At 66.1% G+C, this 16,688-nt stretch carries 17 protein-coding genes and 1 pseudogene; 5 read left to right on the plus strand and 13 right to left on the minus strand.

Going from position 1 to position 16,688, the window contains the following annotated elements:
* Positions 1–134 precede the first annotated feature (134 nt).
* Both ACZY0R_RS07000 and ACZY0R_RS07005 read left to right on the plus strand, forming a co-directional pair.
* Positions 135–524 carry a GNAT family N-acetyltransferase gene (locus tag ACZY0R_RS07000; RefSeq protein WP_488857735.1) on the plus strand — a complete coding sequence of 130 codons (390 nt, stop codon included), beginning with the start codon at positions 135–137 and terminating at the stop codon, positions 522–524.
* Positions 525–563: 39 nt separating this feature from the next.
* Positions 564–998, plus strand: a complete 435-nt coding sequence (locus ACZY0R_RS07005) for an EamA family transporter (RefSeq protein WP_488857736.1) — start codon at positions 564–566, stop codon at positions 996–998.
* A gap of 25 nt (positions 999–1,023) precedes the next feature.
* Here ACZY0R_RS07005 and ACZY0R_RS07010 read toward each other — a convergent pair.
* Positions 1,024–1,131: pseudogene (locus tag ACZY0R_RS07010) on the minus strand (MBL fold metallo-hydrolase); the annotation flags it as partial.
* Positions 1,132–1,190: 59 nt separating this feature from the next.
* A complete protein-coding gene (locus tag ACZY0R_RS07015; protein WP_488857737.1) occupies positions 1,191–1,784 on the minus strand; it encodes a hypothetical protein in 594 nt (197 codons plus the stop codon).
* A 158-nt stretch (positions 1,785–1,942) separates the two neighbouring features.
* Here ACZY0R_RS07015 and ACZY0R_RS07020 point away from each other — a divergent pair, with 158 nt between their 5' ends.
* Positions 1,943–2,077, plus strand: coding sequence for a hypothetical protein (locus ACZY0R_RS07020; protein ID WP_488857738.1), 135 nt, complete (start codon positions 1,943–1,945; stop codon positions 2,075–2,077).
* A gap of 58 nt (positions 2,078–2,135) precedes the next feature.
* On the opposite strand, the gene ACZY0R_RS07025 is transcribed toward ACZY0R_RS07020, so the two are convergent.
* The 3 genes from ACZY0R_RS07025 to ACZY0R_RS07035 form a co-directional block, all read right to left on the minus strand.
* On the minus strand, positions 2,136–3,122 hold the full coding sequence (locus ACZY0R_RS07025; RefSeq protein ID WP_045236386.1) for a Bug family tripartite tricarboxylate transporter substrate binding protein: 987 nt from the start codon (positions 3,120–3,122) through the stop codon (positions 2,136–2,138).
* A gap of 85 nt (positions 3,123–3,207) precedes the next feature.
* The gene (locus tag ACZY0R_RS07030; protein WP_488857739.1) at positions 3,208–3,597 is read right to left on the minus strand and encodes an AtuA-related protein; all 390 of its coding nucleotides are present in this window, start codon (positions 3,595–3,597) and stop codon (positions 3,208–3,210) included.
* The gene (locus tag ACZY0R_RS07035) at positions 3,594–4,955 is read right to left on the minus strand and encodes an acyclic terpene utilization AtuA family protein (RefSeq protein WP_488857740.1); all 1,362 of its coding nucleotides are present in this window, start codon (positions 4,953–4,955) and stop codon (positions 3,594–3,596) included. Before ACZY0R_RS07035 ends, ACZY0R_RS07030 begins: the two co-directional genes overlap by 4 nt.
* Before the next feature lie 164 nt (positions 4,956–5,119).
* Here ACZY0R_RS07035 and ACZY0R_RS07040 point away from each other — a divergent pair, with 164 nt between their 5' ends.
* On the plus strand, positions 5,120–6,037 hold the full coding sequence (locus ACZY0R_RS07040) for a LysR family transcriptional regulator (protein WP_488857741.1): 918 nt from the start codon (positions 5,120–5,122) through the stop codon (positions 6,035–6,037).
* Between the two features lie 436 nt (positions 6,038–6,473).
* On the opposite strand, the gene ACZY0R_RS07045 is transcribed toward ACZY0R_RS07040, so the two are convergent.
* The 8 genes from ACZY0R_RS07045 to ACZY0R_RS07080 form a co-directional block, all read right to left on the minus strand.
* A complete protein-coding gene (locus ACZY0R_RS07045; protein WP_488857742.1) occupies positions 6,474–7,241 on the minus strand; it encodes an SDR family oxidoreductase in 768 nt (255 codons plus the stop codon).
* Positions 7,242–7,294: 53 nt separating this feature from the next.
* Entirely contained in the window at positions 7,295–8,431 is a 1,137-nt protein-coding gene (locus tag ACZY0R_RS07050) for an ABC transporter substrate-binding protein (RefSeq protein WP_488857743.1), read from the minus strand.
* Between the two features lie 242 nt (positions 8,432–8,673).
* The gene (locus ACZY0R_RS07055) at positions 8,674–9,186 is read right to left on the minus strand and encodes a hypothetical protein (RefSeq protein ID WP_045236392.1); all 513 of its coding nucleotides are present in this window, start codon (positions 9,184–9,186) and stop codon (positions 8,674–8,676) included.
* Between the two features lie 244 nt (positions 9,187–9,430).
* Positions 9,431–10,873, minus strand: a complete 1,443-nt coding sequence (locus ACZY0R_RS07060) for an acetate kinase (RefSeq protein WP_488857744.1) — start codon at positions 10,871–10,873, stop codon at positions 9,431–9,433.
* A 106-nt stretch (positions 10,874–10,979) separates the two neighbouring features.
* Positions 10,980–12,326, minus strand: a complete 1,347-nt coding sequence (locus tag ACZY0R_RS07065) for a hypothetical protein (protein ID WP_488857745.1) — start codon at positions 12,324–12,326, stop codon at positions 10,980–10,982.
* A 10-nt stretch (positions 12,327–12,336) separates the two neighbouring features.
* Positions 12,337–13,032 carry a C39 family peptidase gene (locus ACZY0R_RS07070; RefSeq protein WP_045236394.1) on the minus strand — a complete coding sequence of 232 codons (696 nt, stop codon included), beginning with the start codon at positions 13,030–13,032 and terminating at the stop codon, positions 12,337–12,339.
* The gene (locus tag ACZY0R_RS07075; RefSeq protein ID WP_488857746.1) at positions 13,029–13,484 is read right to left on the minus strand and encodes a hypothetical protein; all 456 of its coding nucleotides are present in this window, start codon (positions 13,482–13,484) and stop codon (positions 13,029–13,031) included. Before ACZY0R_RS07075 ends, ACZY0R_RS07070 begins: the two co-directional genes overlap by 4 nt.
* Before the next feature lie 200 nt (positions 13,485–13,684).
* Positions 13,685–15,193 (minus strand): hypothetical protein, encoded by a 1,509-nt coding sequence (locus tag ACZY0R_RS07080; protein ID WP_488857747.1) that lies wholly within the window; start codon positions 15,191–15,193, stop codon positions 13,685–13,687.
* A 665-nt stretch (positions 15,194–15,858) separates the two neighbouring features.
* On the opposite strand from ACZY0R_RS07080, the gene ACZY0R_RS07085 reads away from it, so the two are divergent.
* Positions 15,859–16,638, plus strand: a complete 780-nt coding sequence (locus ACZY0R_RS07085) for a GntR family transcriptional regulator (protein WP_035875078.1) — start codon at positions 15,859–15,861, stop codon at positions 16,636–16,638.
* Positions 16,639–16,688: the final 50 nt, after the last annotated feature.

The raw sequence follows: 16,688 nt of genomic DNA on the forward strand, positions 1-16,688 counted from the left end.
CAAATTGACGGGCCTGCGCGCGCTCGCTACACTGCCAGCAGTCTTTCGCGGCCCCGAGCCGCACTCGTCTCGGGACGCCCCCCCACAAGAAGGGCAGCGCCGAGTTGCAGTATGTGCTTGCATGGGGAGCCCTGATGGAAATCCGCAATCTGCTGCCAGAAGAAACCGAGGCAGCCAGACAACTCCTTGCGGCCAACGGGTGGGCACACCGGGTCGCCAATACGGAACGCTTCGCCCGCCTGATCGCCAACTCGCAACGGGTGGTGGTGGCGGTGGATAACGGCGAAGTCGTAGGTTTCGCGCGCGCCTTGTGCGACGACATCTCCAACGGCTATCTGTCGATGGTCGCGGTGGCACCGAGCCATCGCCGGCGCGGCATCGGGCGCGCCCTGGTGCGCCAGATCGTCGGCAACGATCCCGACATCACCTGGCTGCTACGCGCCGGACGCTCGTCCGAGGCAGCCTTCTTCGGCCAGCTCGGCTTCGTGCCTTCGCTGGTGGCCATGGAGCGCCGGCGCACCTGATTGGCGCAATGCGGCCCCCAACACCTCACACGCAACGCCATGGCTTCTTCCACCGGCTGGTTTCACTGGGCATTGCTGTCGGCTGTTTTCGCCGCGCTGACGGCGATCTTTGCCAAGATCGGGCTGGAGGGCATGAATTCCGACCTCGCCACCCTGGTGCGCACCGCGGTGATCATCGTGGTGCTGAGCATCTTCGTGGTGCTGACCGGCAAGTGGAGCAACCCGCTCGCGCTGCCGCCCCGGACCTGGATCTTCCTGGTCCTTTCGGGACTGGCCACCGGCGCCTCCTGGGTGTGCTACTTCCGGGCACTGAAAATCGGCGATGCCTCGAAGGTGGCGCCGGTGGACAAGCTCAGCCTGCTGCTGGTGGCGGTGTTCGCCGTGATTTTCCTCGGCGAGCGCCCCAGCTTGCGCGAGTGGGCCGGCATCGCTCTCGTGGGAGCCGGCGTGCTGGTGCTCGGGTTCAAGCGCTAAGCGGCGCCCGCGCCGCCCGGATTCCTCACCGGTCCGCGCGTAACGGCCCGTATTCCACCGGCACCCAGGCGTAGCCCCTGCCCTCCGACCGCGCGTGTCCGATGCCGGGGAACGACAGGTGAGCGCCCGCCACCAGGTTGTCACCGGCGCGATAGGTGCGCATGGTAAGGCGCTACAAAGACAGATGCATGATCACTGGCCGCGGTCCGCGGCGCCGAAACGAAGATACGACAGCACCGGTGCCAGTTGCGGCAGCGCCGGCGCCTGCTGGCAGGCGAGCGCACCAGCGCACCAGGGATAGAGCAGCCGGGCCAGCCAGCCGTCGAGCACCGGTTGCGCGGTGTCGGGGGGCAATACTTCCATGGCCTCGATCACGATGGCGAGGGCTTGCACGCGCGTGTTGCCCGGCCCGGAGAATTCCCATGCGTAGCTGCCGCAGCCCACACGTACGTCGCCGGTGGCCTTGTCGGTCATGCCGACCAGCCAGTCGCAGCCATAGCGCTGCGCATCCGCTGCGGGCGGGGCGTCGGCCAGGCAAAACGTATAGACATTGTCGTAGCTCTGGCCAAAGCGCCGCACCAGCACATCGCTGATCGCGGCCAGGCCTTCGCTGCGCGCGGGGAAGGCGATGGCCGCGGACTTGACCGTCATCTCCAGCGTGGCATCGGCGGCGAAGGCCTGCGCCATCAGGTGGGGGCGGTTTTCGTCCTTGGCGCGGATGTAAGTGCGGATCAGAGCCTGGGGGTCGAGGGAGCCGGGAAGACCCGATGCGGCGGTTACGTTCATGCTGTGCCTTGCGTGCGTCCGCGCATGGCCGTGGGCCGGGGCGCGGCGAAAGTTGAGTGGGTGCCGGCATGGTAGCCCGTCTCCGGCGCCCGGGGCGCTGCGGCCCTGCCGCCAGCAAGGTTGACCGAGGGCGCGCCCCGCCCCGTTCAACACGTCCGATGCTCGCCGCCGCAGTGGGCGGGCTGGAGGCCTTCAATGAAACGGAGTTCACCGCGCCGTCGCGGCCGGTGGGCAGCGCCAAGCCCGGCAAGCTGCCATATGCGGTTGGCTACAAGGCAATGCTGCCGCAGTAAGCCGGCATGGCCTGCCTCGCCGTGCAGGTGGATCGCACGGCAAGGCGGCACTCATGGATTATTCGGGCTGGATGTTGGCGGCCTTGATGATGCGGCCCCACTTGGCCGATTCCTGCGTCTGGAACCTGGCCAGTTCCGCCGGCGTGCTGGTGAACACTTCAGTACCGGTGGACTGGTAGAAATTGGCCGCGGTGTCGCTCCTGGCGGCCTTCACCATCAGCGCGTTGAGCTTGTCCACCACCGGCTGCGGCGTCTTGGCCGGTGCGTAGGCGGCGAACCAGTAGCTCATCTCATAGCCCTTGACGCCCGCCTCGTCGATGGTCGGCACATTGGGCGCAAGCGGCGAGCGGGTCTTGCCCGACACGCCCAGCGCCTTGAGCTTGCCGCTCTTGACCTGGGGTAGTCCGGTGGCGGTATCGGTGATCATCATCTGGATCTGGTTGCCCAGCAGATCCGTGACCGCGAGCGGATTGCTCTTGTAGGGCACGTGCAGCAATTGCACATGCGCCATCTGCTGGAACAGCTCGCCGGCGATACGCGAGGACGAGCTGCCGCTGCCGAAGCTGAGCTTGCCCGGCTCCTTCCTGGCCAGCGCGATGAAGTCTCCCACGCTATTGACCGGCAACTGCGGGTTGACCACCATGATCTGGCCGCCACGGCCCAGTGCGGTCACCGGAACGTAGTCCTTGACCGGATCGTAAGGCAGCTTCTTGAACAGGTGCTCGTTGGCCGCATGCGTGGTGTTGCTGGTGATCAGCACGGTATAGCCGTCGGGGCTGGCCTTGGCCACGTCGCTGGCGGCGATAAAGCCGTTGGCGCCGGGCTTGTTGTCGACCACCACCGTTACCTTGGCATCCAGCGTGATGGCCTGGCCGATCGCGCGGGCGAGCTGGTCCGTCGCGCTGCCGGCGGCGAAAGGCACCACGAAGCGGATCGGCTTGTCCGGGAACTCCGCGTGCGCCGGGCCGGCCAGCAGCGCGAGCGCGGCGGCGGCGATGCCGGTGACCGCCTTCAGGGCGGAAGCGGGCTTGGTGTATGCGGACATCTTGGGTCTCCTGTTCGAATCTCGAATCGTTTTGATTTGTGATGCGTGGTTTGTGGTTTGTCGCTTGCGGTCTGAATCCGGCGTTTCAGCCGGCGCCGGCCAGGCGCGGGGGCAAGGGAATTTCCAGTTGCAGCAGCAGGAAGGACAGCGCCTTGCCGTGCGTGTCCAGGTTGAGTGCATCGTTGACGCCGCCGTCGAGCACGCCGTCTATGACGAAGTTCATCGCCTGCAGCGAGGGCACCAGGTAGCGTCTGACCGCAGACGGCTGCCGGTAGCTGAACAGTGTCGCCACGGCGTCTTCGGTGACATGGGCGACGAGATGGTCGAAGTCGCGCGGGTCGTAGGCGATCACGCTGATATTGGAGCGATCGCCCTTGTCGCCCGTACGTCCGTGCGCAAGCTGATAGAGCGCAATGGTGGCAGCAGTGGCAGCACCGGCAGCCGGCGTGGCGGTATTGGAGGTGGTGGCGTTCATGGCAGCAGAGTGTGGCTTGCGGTGACGGCGCTGCGCGGCACCAGGCAGGACATGGCATTCAGGCGCGCGCGCAGCGCGGTGCGCACGCCACCGCCGCCGGCGGGTCCGCAGGTATAGAGCGCATTGACCTCGCGCAGCAGCGTTTCCGCCACGGACTTGTCCTCATGCGCCAGCGCGGCGCGCAGGCGCACGTCCCGCGCCTGCGCCTCGCCGGCTTGCGGCTGTTGCAACAGGCGGCCGCCATCGTCAGCGAACACGCTCAGCACGCCGATCAGGTCGAAGCGGATCGGCACCACGTGGCCTAGCAGGTCCATGCGCTTGCGCACGATCTCCGCGGCCAGGCGCGCGCGCGCCGCGGCGTTGGGGCCTGCGTAGGAAATCTCGCCTTCGGCGATCCAGCCGCCCTCGTAGAACAGGTTGGCCTTGAGCTGTCCGGGCCGCTCGCGGCCACGCACATTGCGCACGGCCACGCGGTCCGGGCCGACCTGCTCGACCGTGGCCGCGCTGATATCGGCGATCACGTCGGGCGTGAGATAGGCGGCAGGGTCGTGCACCTCGTACAGCAACTGTTCCTTGACCGTGCACAGGTTCACGCAGCCGCCGGTATCCGCCGCCTTGCCCACCTCGATATTGCCGTCTTCGTCCAGGCGCACGATGGGATAGCCGACGGCGTGCACATCCGGCACGTCCTTCATGCCGGGATCGGCGAAATAGCCGCCGGTGACTTGCGCCCCGCATTCGAGCAGGTGGCCTGCCATGGTGGCGCGCGCCAGGCGGTCCCAGTCCTGCCATGACCAGCCGAAATGCGCCATGGCCGGGCCGACCGCCAGGGCGGGATCGGCCACGCGGCCGCACACCACCACCTGCGCGCCGGCGGCCAGCGCATCGGCAATGCCTTGCGCCCCGATGTAAGTGTTAGCGCAAACGAAGCGCGCCTCGGGAAAATCAGGGCCAACGATCTGGCGCAGGACGGCGCGGCCGGCCTCGTGCGAAAGATCGTCGCCCTCCACCACCGCCACCCGTGGCGGCGCCAGGCCGAGCTCCGCCGCCAGTGCGCGCACGCGCTGCGCGGCGGCATGCGGATTGGCCGCACCGAAATTGCCGACGATGGGAATGCCATTGGCCAGGCACAGCCCCAGCACGGGCGCCAGCAGCGCGTCGAGCAGCGGTTCATAGCCATGGGCGGGGTTGCCGCGGCGCGCCAGCTGGGCCAGCGCCAGCGTGCGCTCGGCCAGGGTCTCGAACATCAGCACGGCCGGGCCGCCCGCTGCGATCAGGGACCGCACCACGGGCAGGGCGGCGTCGGTGCGGTCGCCGGAGAAGCCGGCGCCTGAGCCAATCAGCAGAGGAGCGGTCATAGGATGGAAGCCCGTTGATGGCCTGAGAAAAGCTTGGGTGATGAAGAAGTACGGGCCCCGAATGAGCACGTCCGATGAAGTCATTCTAGACGTGTCATCCTCAACCAAAAAACGGATAATTTGGATTAATCTATCGTTTTTTCAGCTGAATCGGGCGCCTGCCAATGAACCTCTCGGTCAAACACCTGCGCGCCTTCGTGGCCTTGGTCACGCACCGCAACTTCACGCGCGCCGCGCAGGCCTGCCACCTGTCGCAATCGGCCTTCAGCGCACTCATCCAGACGCTGGAGGAACAGGCCGGTACGCGGCTGTTCGAGCGCACCACGCGGCATGTGGAACTGAGCGTGGAAGGCCGGCGCTTCGAGGAAGTGGCCACGCGCCTGCTGGCGGACTTCGAGACCGCCTTCGCGGAACTGCGCGACCACGCCGAACGCCGCAAGGGGCGGGTTTCGATTGCCGCGCTGCCCTCCCTGGCCGCGGGCGACCTGCCGCCGATCCTCGCGGCCTTCCACCAGCGCTATCCCGGCATCGCCATCGAACTGTTCGACCTGCTGGCCGACGGCTGCATCGACCTGGTACGGCGAGGCCGCGCGGACTTCGCGCTGGCACCCGCCCCGGCGCAGGACGGCGACCTGCGCATCGAGCCCCTGGTGACGGACAGCTTCCACCTGGTTTGCCCGGCGGACCATCCGCTGGCGCGCCGCCGGCGGGTGGCCCCGCAAGCGCTTGCGGGCCTGCCCTTTATCCAGCTCTCGCGTACCAGCAGCGTGCGCCAGCACCTGGACGCCGCGCTGCATCCGCTCAAGCTCAACGGGGTGATGGAAGTGGAACACCTCGCCACCGTAGCCGCACTGGTAGCGGCGGGGCTCGGCGTGACGGTGGTGCCCGCGCTGGCGCTGTTCCAGTTCCAGCAAGAAAGCCTGGCGATCCGGCCCCTGCAATTACCCTCCCTGGTGCGCGAGATATGCCTGGTGCGGCTGAAAGAGAGGGGAGACTCGGTAGCGGCAGCGGCGATGATCGAAGCCTTGCAGGCGCATTTCAGGAAAGGCGGAAGCGGCAAGGCTGCAGCGACGATGCTGTAACGGCAACAGCCTGGCCAAGACCAAAGGCGAATGAGGAACTCGCGCCTGACAAGCAAAGCCTGACGGACCGAAGAAACGCAGATAAAGGCGCCACCGCCAGATCAACGACCCGGTGTAGCCGTGTGGAGCACCCCCAAGGGCGGGCCACACCCCAGCGCGATGCGAAGCGAGCCGTCAAGGTGTACCAGGCCGTATGGGGCGCCTCGTCGGCAGGCAAAAAGAGCGGAAAAGAGGGGGCCATGTTTGAGTATCGCCTTAAGGCGATGCGAGTTTGGCCCCCGGCCGCTCTTTTTGTCTGCCGACGAGGGGGGGTCGCCCCATCCGGCGCGCCTTCTTTGCCTACTTTTTTGGCAAGACAAAAAAGTAGGTCGCCGCCCCGCAGGGGTGGTGAAACCGCCTTTGACTTTAAGCTTTTGAAGTTGAAGTTAAGGCACCCTCAAAAATGCGCCAGATACCCCCCATCCACCGCCAACACATGCCCCGTAACATAAGAAGCCGCCGGCGAAGCCAAAAACACCGCCGCCCCCGCCACCTCCTCCGGCTGCCCCCACCTCCCCAACGCAGTCCTCTGCCGCAACCACTCGGCAACGCTGGCGTCATCCACCATAGGCTGATTAGGTTCGGTAGCAAAATACCCCGGCGCAATGGCATTGACAGTCACACCATCGCGCCCGAGATCCGCCGCCATCGCCCGGGTAAGCGCATCCAGCCCCCCCTTGGTAGCGGGATAGAGCACGTCATTGGCACGCGCCACCTGCCCCGCGATCGAGCTGATATTGACGATTCGTCCATAGCCGCCGCGCCGCATCAGTTGCGCGGCATGCCGGCACAAGTCATACGGCGCCACCAGGTTGGTCTCAAGCATCTCGCGCAGGTCCGCTGCGTCCAGATGCGCCATATTGCTGCGCTTGCGCGCGCCGGCGTTGTTGACCAGGATATCGAGGCGGCCATGCACGGCGTCGACGTGGGCAAAGGCAGCGTCGACCGCCGCTTCGTCGGTAATGTCGAGCACCAGTGGCTCGGCGCCGCCGCCGTGCCGGGCGAGCTGGGCCGCGGCGGCATGCACGCGCTCGGCATTGCGCGCCGCAACGATCACGTGCGCGCCGGCTTGCGAAAGGGCGGCGGCGATCGCCAGGCCCAGGCCTTGCGCGCCGCCGGTGACCAGCGCCACGCGGCCTTGCAGGGAAAAAGGTGAGGTAGCCATCCGGCGACTATACCGCAGCGCGCCGGCGGGGCGCTGCGGTCGGCCCCTTCGCTTCAGCGGATCAGCTTGCCCGTCGACGACACGATCGACATCTCCACGAACGACGACCCGGTATGCCGCGTCGGGCTATAGCTGATCAGGATCCCGCCCAGGTCATAGTCGCGCAGGCTCTCCAGTGCGCCGACCAGCCGCTCGCGGGTCAGATCCGGCCCGGCGCGGCGCAAGCCCTCCACCAGCACCTTGGCCGACATAAAGCCCTCCATGCCGGCATTGCTGGGCTCCACGCCTTGCTGCCGGGCCTGGCTGCGATATTCGCTGGCAATGCTCATCTGGCTGGAATTGGTGCCCGGCACCACCTGCGTGATGATCAGCCCGCGCGCGTCCTCGCCCAGCTCCTTGATAAAGGAATCGGCCGCGTTGTTGGACAGCGTGACGAACTGCGCCTGGCTGCCGCCGCGGCGCAGTTCCTTGATCAGGCGTGCGGCCTCGGAGCCCGAGCCGATCACCAGCACGGCCTGCGGATTAGACTTGTTGATGGCGGTGACGCCGGCCTGGATATCGCCCATCGGGCGGGCAAACGAAGCGCTTGCGGCTGGCTGTATGCCGCGCGCTTGCAGCGCGGTGCTGAAGCCCTCGAACACGTCCTGGCCAAAGCCGTCATTGGCGTAGAAGATGGCGATGCGGCTCATGCCCGTGGTGGCAAGATGGTTGATCGCGCGGGCGACTTCATCCTGGTATTTGGCGCGCACGTTGAATACGTAGCGGCTGACCGGACGATGCAGCGTGATGGCGCCGGTGAGCGGCGCCACCAGCGGCACCTTCTCGGCCTGGATGATGGGCAGGATGCTTTCATTCTGCGGCGTGCCGCGCACCATGAACAGCGCGAACACCTTGTCTTCCTGGACCAGCTTGCGCACATTGTCGGGGGTGCGCTTGGCATCGAAGCCGTCGTCGTAGGTCACCAGCTCGATCCGGCGGCCTCCCACGCCGCCGTTGGCGTTGACCGTCTTCAGGTAGACCTGCGCCCCGGCGATCTGCTCCTTGACCGAGCCCGCTACCGGCCCTGTCACGCCGGCCGACTGCCCGATCCGGATCGCGGTCTTGCTGACCCCCGGCTCCGCCTGCGCCACCGGCGCGCCCAATCCCAGCGCCGCGGCCAGCAGGCCGCACGCGATCCATTTTGTTTTCATCTCCGACCCCTCTCGTTCGCTTACGAATCTTTTGCTTTGTCATGCGCGCCACGAATGGGCGCGGCGACAAGCAAATTACCTCAAAGCGGCGCCCTTCGGCAAATCGTTATTGCAAAAGGCATCACAGCGGCATCGAACGGCAGCTCGGGGAGGAGTCAGGCATGGCAGGGAAAAGCAGGGCCGGAGCGCACAAGGGCGGGCGACCCGCAGGCCGCCATGCCCCCGCATTGGCCGGTCCCCGTTCAGGGGAAGGCGGGTATGGCCGGGTCCATCCCGGCGAAACGGGCTTCCGGATGGGACTGTTGCAGCAGCGCTTCGATTTCCTCAACGCGGCCACGCGGTACGTCCACCATCAGCAGGATCTTGCCTTCTTCGATGTCTTTCTCAAAGGCTTTGTGCCGGCTGTTGGGCGCGGAGCAGCCGATCATGCTGGACGCCCAGGCGCCGAACGCCGCGCCGAGCACGGCCAGCACACCAACCAGGCCCCATTGCGGGGTCTCGCTGACGATGGGGAACAGGGCGACCAGTGCCCCGGCCACGATGCCGATGCCGCCGCCAACCATCAGCCCCATTTCCGCAGCATGCACGATATCGGAAGTCTGGAACAGGTTGGCTTCATGCAGGCCAGTCATATCGGCACCATCGCGCGCGATGAAGTGGATATGACTGTTCTCGACGCGAGCCAGCAGCAGATCGTCCATGGTGCGGCGGGCGCTCGCCAGATCGGGCAATAACCAGAAGATGCGTTTGCGCATGACTCTCTCCTCGCTTCAGGCCGTTTCGCGGCCATTTCGGGTCATCCCGGCAGCGGTGTGCATGCGGAGTCGCCTTCACGCAGTCACGGTCAACATGGAGGTGGAGGTGCATCCGTATCCGCCCAGGGGACGGGGTAACTCATTTGTACGCCAGTCGCGCGGCAAGCGCAAGGCGATGACCACGGCATGCCGACTGCGCATCACGTACCGTCTCATCCATCGAATTCGCGCATGTCGCCAGCCTTCAGAAAGTGATTGGCAGGCGCACCGTGACCTGCAGATCCGGGGTATCGCGCGTCAGCCCCGCGCCGACCGATACGTTCAGCGTATAGCGGCTGTTGAAGCGATACGAATAGCCCACCAGCAAGGTACCTTGCGTGATGCGCACCGAGCCGGGCACGGTCTGGCCATTCTGCTTGGTCGGCCAGATGATGCTCTGGTCGTAGCCGATACTGAACGACGCATGCTCGTTGAGCGAGAGGCCCATGCCGAAGTTAAAGCCAAAGATATCGCCCGGCGCGATCTTGCCAAGATTCTCCTGCTGCCCGTTGAGCACGGTGCGGCTGACATTGTCCCGCGCGAAATTGTGCAGGTAGCTGAACGTACCGAAGAACACCGCCGGATCGGTCGGCAGCAGCCACGTAATGCCTGGCTGTATCGCCTGGAAGCCGGTGCCGGTGGGCAGCCCGAGCGGCAGGCCGGTGCCGGTGGTATTACCCACGCAGCGTGTCACGCAGTCGGTCACTACGTCGAAGGGACTCTTGCCGGTAGCAGACTTGTAGCGCAGCCAGCCGATGAAGTACGGCATTTTCTCGTTGCCATAGTTGAGCTGGTAGCGCACGGTGGCTTCCACGTCGCCCAGGCCCTGGCCACTGGCATTAAAGACGTTGTCGACCGCTGTGCCGGTAAAGACTTCGCGGCTGATGGTGGAGCCCGAGGTCTGCACGTAGGGCACCTTGACCTCGAGTTCGAGCCGCTTGGTCACGCCATAGCGCAGCGCAGCCTGCTCGATGTAGGTCGAGGTCTTGACCTCGCGGACATCGATCAGCCCGATCAGGATGGCGGGAATGATCGTGTAGCCGACCAGCGCCACGCGGTTGTTCGACGAATAGCCATACTGGAAGCTCGGCTCGAGCACGAACTTGCCCGCGGGCGTGAGTACGCCAGGCTGGTCGAAAATCGGTGCAATCGCAGGTGGAGCGGTGTCGGCCTCGGGGGGTTTGCCCACCGGCTGCTCGTCGCCGGCTTGCGCAACCTGGCTGTCGGCGGCTGGCTGCGCCGGCGTTGCGCCTTGCTGCGCCTGCGTGGCGCCTTCCTGCGGCACATTGGCGGTATCGGGCAGGGCTTGCATGCCTGCCGCGCCGGCGGCAGCCGCCGCGGCATTGGTGGCGGTGTCGCCGGGTGTCACGCCGCCGGTGCCCGGCGCGCGCTGGCCGCCGCGCTTTCTCGCCAGCACTTCGGGACCCAGCACACTGCGCAACTCGCGGATAGTGGCCTCTTGTTCCGCCATTGCCCGCTTCATCTGTTCCAGCGTCGCGGCCTGCTCTGTCACCTCGCGCTTGAGCGCATCCAGCTTCGCCGCCGTTGGTCCCTCGTCAGGCGGGGTCTGGCCGTGTGCCACCCCGCCCAGCAACAGCAATGTCGAGCACCCTGCCTGCCGGATGCCGCGCAGCGACTTTTTATTCATTTCGCCTTCCTCCCCCGGACGGCGGACTGCTTCGTATAGGAGTCCGCAACCTGCTTAACGCATACTGCCCCTCTCGTTGCACGTACTACCAATCGCCTGCATGCATTCAGTGCCGGCTCGCGGCAATCTGCAATGCACTGTTCAATGCCGAATTAGCCACCTGGGCGCGGAATGCCTGCAGGGTGTTAACGCCTGCATTGATGGTCACCAGATTCTGGATCGACTGGTTGTTCAGCGAGTTTTGAATCACCGTGGCAGGCGTGCCCGCCAGCATGCTGGAGGCGACGCTATTGCCCGGCCCGTTTTGTATCAGGCTTAGTGCGCCGTTGGTTGTCACCACGGCGCCACCCGCCGCTATCGCCGTGGCGGGCAGGCTGGTCACCGACGCGCCCGGGCTGCCGGTCGCGCTGGCGCTGGCGCCTGTACTGCTACTGCTGTTTCCCGTGCTGCTGCTGCCGTTCGCGCCGTTCGCGGTTACCGGGTTGCCGGCCAGCGCGTTGTTCACGGCTGCGCTGGCCATGGCCGCCGCACCTGCAGCCCCACCGAGCGCCGTGGCCAGGCGGCTGGCCTGGTCGGCGGTGATGCGGCTCACGTCGGGAATAGTAAGACTGGTTGCCACCACCAGGGCACCGTTGATGTACACGGCGCGTTCGATACCGAACGAAACTTGCAAGCCGGCGCCCACGTCGAACCCGCCACGCAAATCGTCAAGCCGCTCTTGCGCGACCGGCTTCCAGCTCGCCATGGTGCTGCGCGCGGCACGTGTGGGCGAAGTTCCGGCAGTCGCCGGCGTCACGGCAGACGTTGCCGGGGCAGCGGCGCCGGGTGCATCTGGCGACTGGCTCGCGGCGGCGAAACCGCCCCGCAGGCCGTCCAGCCGTTCCGGCGCTACCGGCTTCGGCGCGCCCGCGCTGCTGCGTACCGCAAGCCGGCGAGGCGCGCTGCCGGCAGCCGGCAGGCCGACGGCAGGGAGCGTCTGGCGGGAAGCGGCATCGAAGCCCCCGCTGGACGCTTCGAGGCGAGCTGGCGCGGCTGGCGCCAGGTCCGCGGCGGCCAGGACGGGATTGTCGGTTTCGGCCTGCCGCTCCACCGGCGGCGGCGCTAAGTCTGCAGCATCGGGGGCATCGGCCGCGCCGACGGTGGCGCCGCCATCTGCCGGACGGTCAGCCGGCTCCGCCACGGCGCGGGGTTCTTGCGAGACCGGCGTCCGGCCGGCCATGCTGCCAAGTGCCGCAGCCAGGTAAGGGTTGTTGGTTTCCGCCTGCACTGCGGGCGGTGCTGTGAAGCCGGCAGGGTCGGTCGCACCGAGCGTGCCGAGCGCCTCGATCCCCGTGCCTTCGTCGGCCCGCACCGGCCCGGCGCAGGCAAGGCCCGCGCCGAGCAACATGACGGCAGTAGCGGAACCAGCGCCACTGCGGCGATGCTGCGCGGACTTTGAGGATGTCTGGAACATGGTACGTTCCTTAGAAGTCGCTACCGCCATGCGAAGGCATGACGGTGAAGAACAGACTATCCCGGTTGATACCCATCGAATAAGGGCCGCTCGGCGCTACACGCCAGTCGGCCGCCAGGTTGAAGCGAGCGGATTCCTCGCGGTTGTGGATGACGAACAGCAACTGGCTGTCCCAGATCCGCTCAAAGTGCTCGCGCGACAGCGCACGCGTGCCAAGCGCCGGGTCGCCGACCAGCACGCGGTCGCCGTGCACCCCCTTCACCACGACAAAATGGTGATACCCGTTCTCCACCACCAGTACGATGGCTGGGATCTGGGTTTCCTCCAGCTTTGACAGGGGCAATTCATAGCCATCGGCAAGAAAGCCGCGCGACTCCAGGAAGCGCTTCATGTCCAGCAGCGAGAACCCCTCCTGCCGGATCTTGGCCTGGTCGCCGTTGACATACATGTTCTGGAACACCGTCTGCTCACTAACCGGAAAGCCGTACTGGTAAGTGAGCAGAGTAGCTACCGCGGCAGAGCCGCAACTGAAGTCGTATTGCTGGCGGATGGTGGTCTTGTACCGTGCCTCCTTGAGGCTGGTCACCCGCACGTTGTAGTAATTTCCGCCATCGCCCGGCACGTATATGTAGTCGGCCCACGCCACGGACACGCCGGCCGAAGCCAGCAAGAGCGTAGCCTGCAGAAGCAGCTTGCGCAGCATCATGGCTTGAACTGGATATTGACGATGGTGGCGTTCTGGATCAGCACGTTGGCGCCCGAGTTCTGGATGACAGTGGGCAAACCCGCGGAGCTGGCGAAAGAGCCTTCGGCAATGCTGTTTGAGCCGCTGATCATGCGGTTCACGCTGTTTTCCGCCACGGTGCCGCCGAGGCGCATGTCGTTGACCACCAGTTCGGATCCGCCGCGGATACCTTCGAGTTTGTCGCTGGCGACGGGTTTGCCGAGACCGGCAAAGATGCCGCGCTGAGCGCCGCCCGCCACGGCAGCGGGAGTCTGATCCGGCGCCGCCGCGCTGATGTTCATGGCGGTTCCGGTGTTGGCCGCAGGCACTGCGGCCGATGGCCCGGCGGGCTGCGGCCCGGCAAAGGCTTGCAGGCCAGGCCAGACCAGGATTGCTGTCGCGACCAGGGTGACAGCGGAGCGGACCGATCGCATGTTGGTGTCTCCTTCAGCCTCTTGCGTGCCGTCCCCATCCAGACGATCACACCGGAAGCGAGTGGACGCTTCGTCGAATGGGGCACCCCGGCCACGTCAAACGCGCCGGGATGCCCTAAAGTTGCCAGAGTCAGGCCGTGCCAGCGGGGCGCGCGCGCGAGCCATCCACACGCAACGCACGCCACCACCATGCGCGCACCTTACTTGCCGACCGTCAGGTTGGCCTGGACATTGACGCTTTGTTGCACCAGCGAAGCGAAGCCGCTGTTTTGGTTGGCGACCATGATGCCCGCTGCCGACTGACCAACGCTGGCCATGGTGTTGGACATATTGAAGGTGCCAGCATCGACGTAGTTGGTGCCGCCGCTGCCGCCAGCTCCACCCACTGCGCCATTGCCGGTACCACCCGTGCCGCCCGCGCCTACACCACCAGCGCCACCGGTGCCGGAAGCCGCGCCAACCGCGCCAGCGCCTGCCGTTGCGCTGCCGTTGGTGGCCTGGGTGGTAGCACTGCCATTGGCTGCGCTGCCGCCGCCGCCGCCACTACCGGCCACGCTGGTTTGGGTACCACCCGCGCCACCCGTGCCGGTGCCTGCGCCGCCGGAAGCCGTTGCCGCGCCGCCTGTGCCCGCACCACCTGCACCGCCAAGCCCGGTACCGGCACCTCCGGTCGGGCTGGATGCGCCGGATGTCGCCGCACCGCCTGCACCGCCGCTTGCGCTGCCCGAGCCTGCCGTGGCTGTGGTCGTGCCACCAGTGCCGGCACCGCCTGCACCTGCCGTGCTACTGCCACCGGCGCCACCGGAGCCAAAACTCCAGCGGCCACTGTTGCCGCCGCTGCCGGCAGCCGATGAGCTGCTGCCGCCAAAGCCGGCGCTCAGGCCGCCAGCGCTACCGCCGGCGGCACCTGCGCTGCCACCCCTGCCGGAGCCGGCGAGGCTGGCACCCAGCGCGTCGCCGCCGGCACCGCCGCCACTGCCGCCGCGCGCACCCACGCCAACGCTGGCGCTAAGCGCGCCACCGCCAGAGCCTCTGGCGTTGCCGCCGTCCCCTGCCCAGCCGATGGCCTTGCCGCCATTGCCGCCGTCGCCGGCATTGGCGCTGCCGTTGCTGGCAGCACCCGCGGTGGCGCTACCGTTGGAAGCGGAACCGCCGCTACCGCCGCTACCGCCATTGCCGCTGTTGCCACCGTTGCCGCCCGTGCCACCGTGGCCGGCGCCGCCATATCCGGAACCGCCCCTGCCGCCGGAGCCTCCATTGGCGCTACCGTAGTTGGTGGCGACATTGCCGATGTTGCCGATCGAGTTGCCGCTCACCGAGCCCGAAAGCTTGCTGATGGCAATCGCCTTGCTGCTATTAAAGGAGTTGGTGAAGTTGGCGGTGGCCGTGCTGCCGTTGTTCGCGCCGGCATTGCCGTAGCCGTGATCGAACTCAACCTTCCCCTTGTTGTCGGCGTTGGTCTTGGTGGTGGTGGTAGTCTTGGTCGAAGTCTTGGTGGATGTCCTCGAGTGATAGCTGTTGTCTTGCGAGGCCGATGAGTTTTCGTTCGCCGCCGCGCCGCTGCCGGACTGGGTGGAAGTTGCAGTGGCTGTCTGCGCGTTATTGCCATCCGTATCCGAACCATTGTTGTAATTCGTCGGATTAGCCATGGCCTGACCGCCTGCCCCAAGGGCTAAAGCAATCGCCGACGCAAGTAAGGTCTTTTTCATACAAAGCTCCCAGGAGAATTTCACAGCGGCTCAGCCTCTCGCCAGCGCTCGGGGAGAACGATGGCTGGAGGCCTGGGTCCGGCACTCGGCCAAACCAGCCTCCCTTTCCGCATAATCGGTGCCAGGCAAATGGCTCAAGCTTGTAAACCCTTGCGATACAAGGGCTAAAAAGGCATGCCTTCAACCTTAATCCGGCTTGCAGAGGACGCGCGGCGGTGCCGCCGCTGTGAACCGCACGCGACATGTCACACGGCTGTGACAAGGCCGGACGCGCTACATGGCAGAGAGTTCCCCGTACCAGCGAAAACTCCGCCTGCTATCAGGCCTTTAGCGCGGTTCCCAAGGAAAACCCTAGGTTGCCCATGATGTATCAAGAGTGAAACACACGTCCCGCCGGTGCACTGGTCGTCGCTCGTCATCACTCTCCCTGCTTCGGATGAGACGCTGCATGACAGCCCGACGCGTCCGCCCCGGCCCGGCCCGGCAGAAAGCAGACATTGGCCGGGATCATTGCGCCGGATGCTGCCCCTGCGCTGCATGCACACAACGCTCCCGGGCCATTCGGGGAGCGAATAGCGCACAACTGGCGACATGACTAGGCTCTATGTCTGATTTAAAGTACATTAAGGCTATTTGAAACTTGTCACCTATTCGCAAGGGAAACCATGAGTGAAGCCGTCGTTCCCCTGTATCACCAGATTTACGTGGTACTACGCCAACAGATTGTGGAAGGCCGTTTCGGTCAAGGCCCCCTGCCGGGCGAAATCGACCTCGCCAAGCAGTTTCACGCATCGCGCGTGACCATGCGCCGCGTCTTCGACCGCCTGGTGCAGGAAGGGCTGGTACGCCGCCATCGCGGCCTTGGCACCTTCGTCAATCCGCACCCGATCAAGCCGGTTACGGTCAGCGACCGCCCCGGCAGCCTGCTCGACAACATCATCGACATGGGGCAGAAAACCTCGGTCAAGGTGATATCGATCGATGACGTCCACGCCACCCCGGAAGTCGCCGAAGCGCTCGGGCTGCAACCGGGCGACCCGGTGGTCAAGGTGGTGCGCGTGCGCCACTACGGCAGCCGCCCGCTATCGCATATCACCACCTATCTTCCGGCCGACCTGGGGCGCGGCCTCAATCGCAAGGATCTCGAAAGCACGCCGATGCTGCGCCTGCTCGAAGGCTCGGGCGTGCAACTCGGGCGCGCCAGCCAGACGCTGTCGGCCCGGCTGGCCGACGTGGTGGTAGCGCCTTTGCTGGACGTGCCCGTGGGCGGCGCGCTGCTGGCGGTGCGCCGCGTGGTGCTGGACAAGGCTGGCCGCCCGGTGCAGTTCCTGCTCGGCCAGTACCGGCCGGACCGCTATGAATACCGCATGGAGCTCTCCCCCGCGGGTGGCGACAGCGCCAATGTCTGGGTGGAAAGCGAAGCGCGAACAGGGCTGCGCGAGTAAGAAAAGCGAGCGATACTGCACGCTCACGATCTTTCCAGAAGGAAACCGCG

The sequence above is a fragment of the Cupriavidus sp. F041 genome, assembly GCF_057814235.1.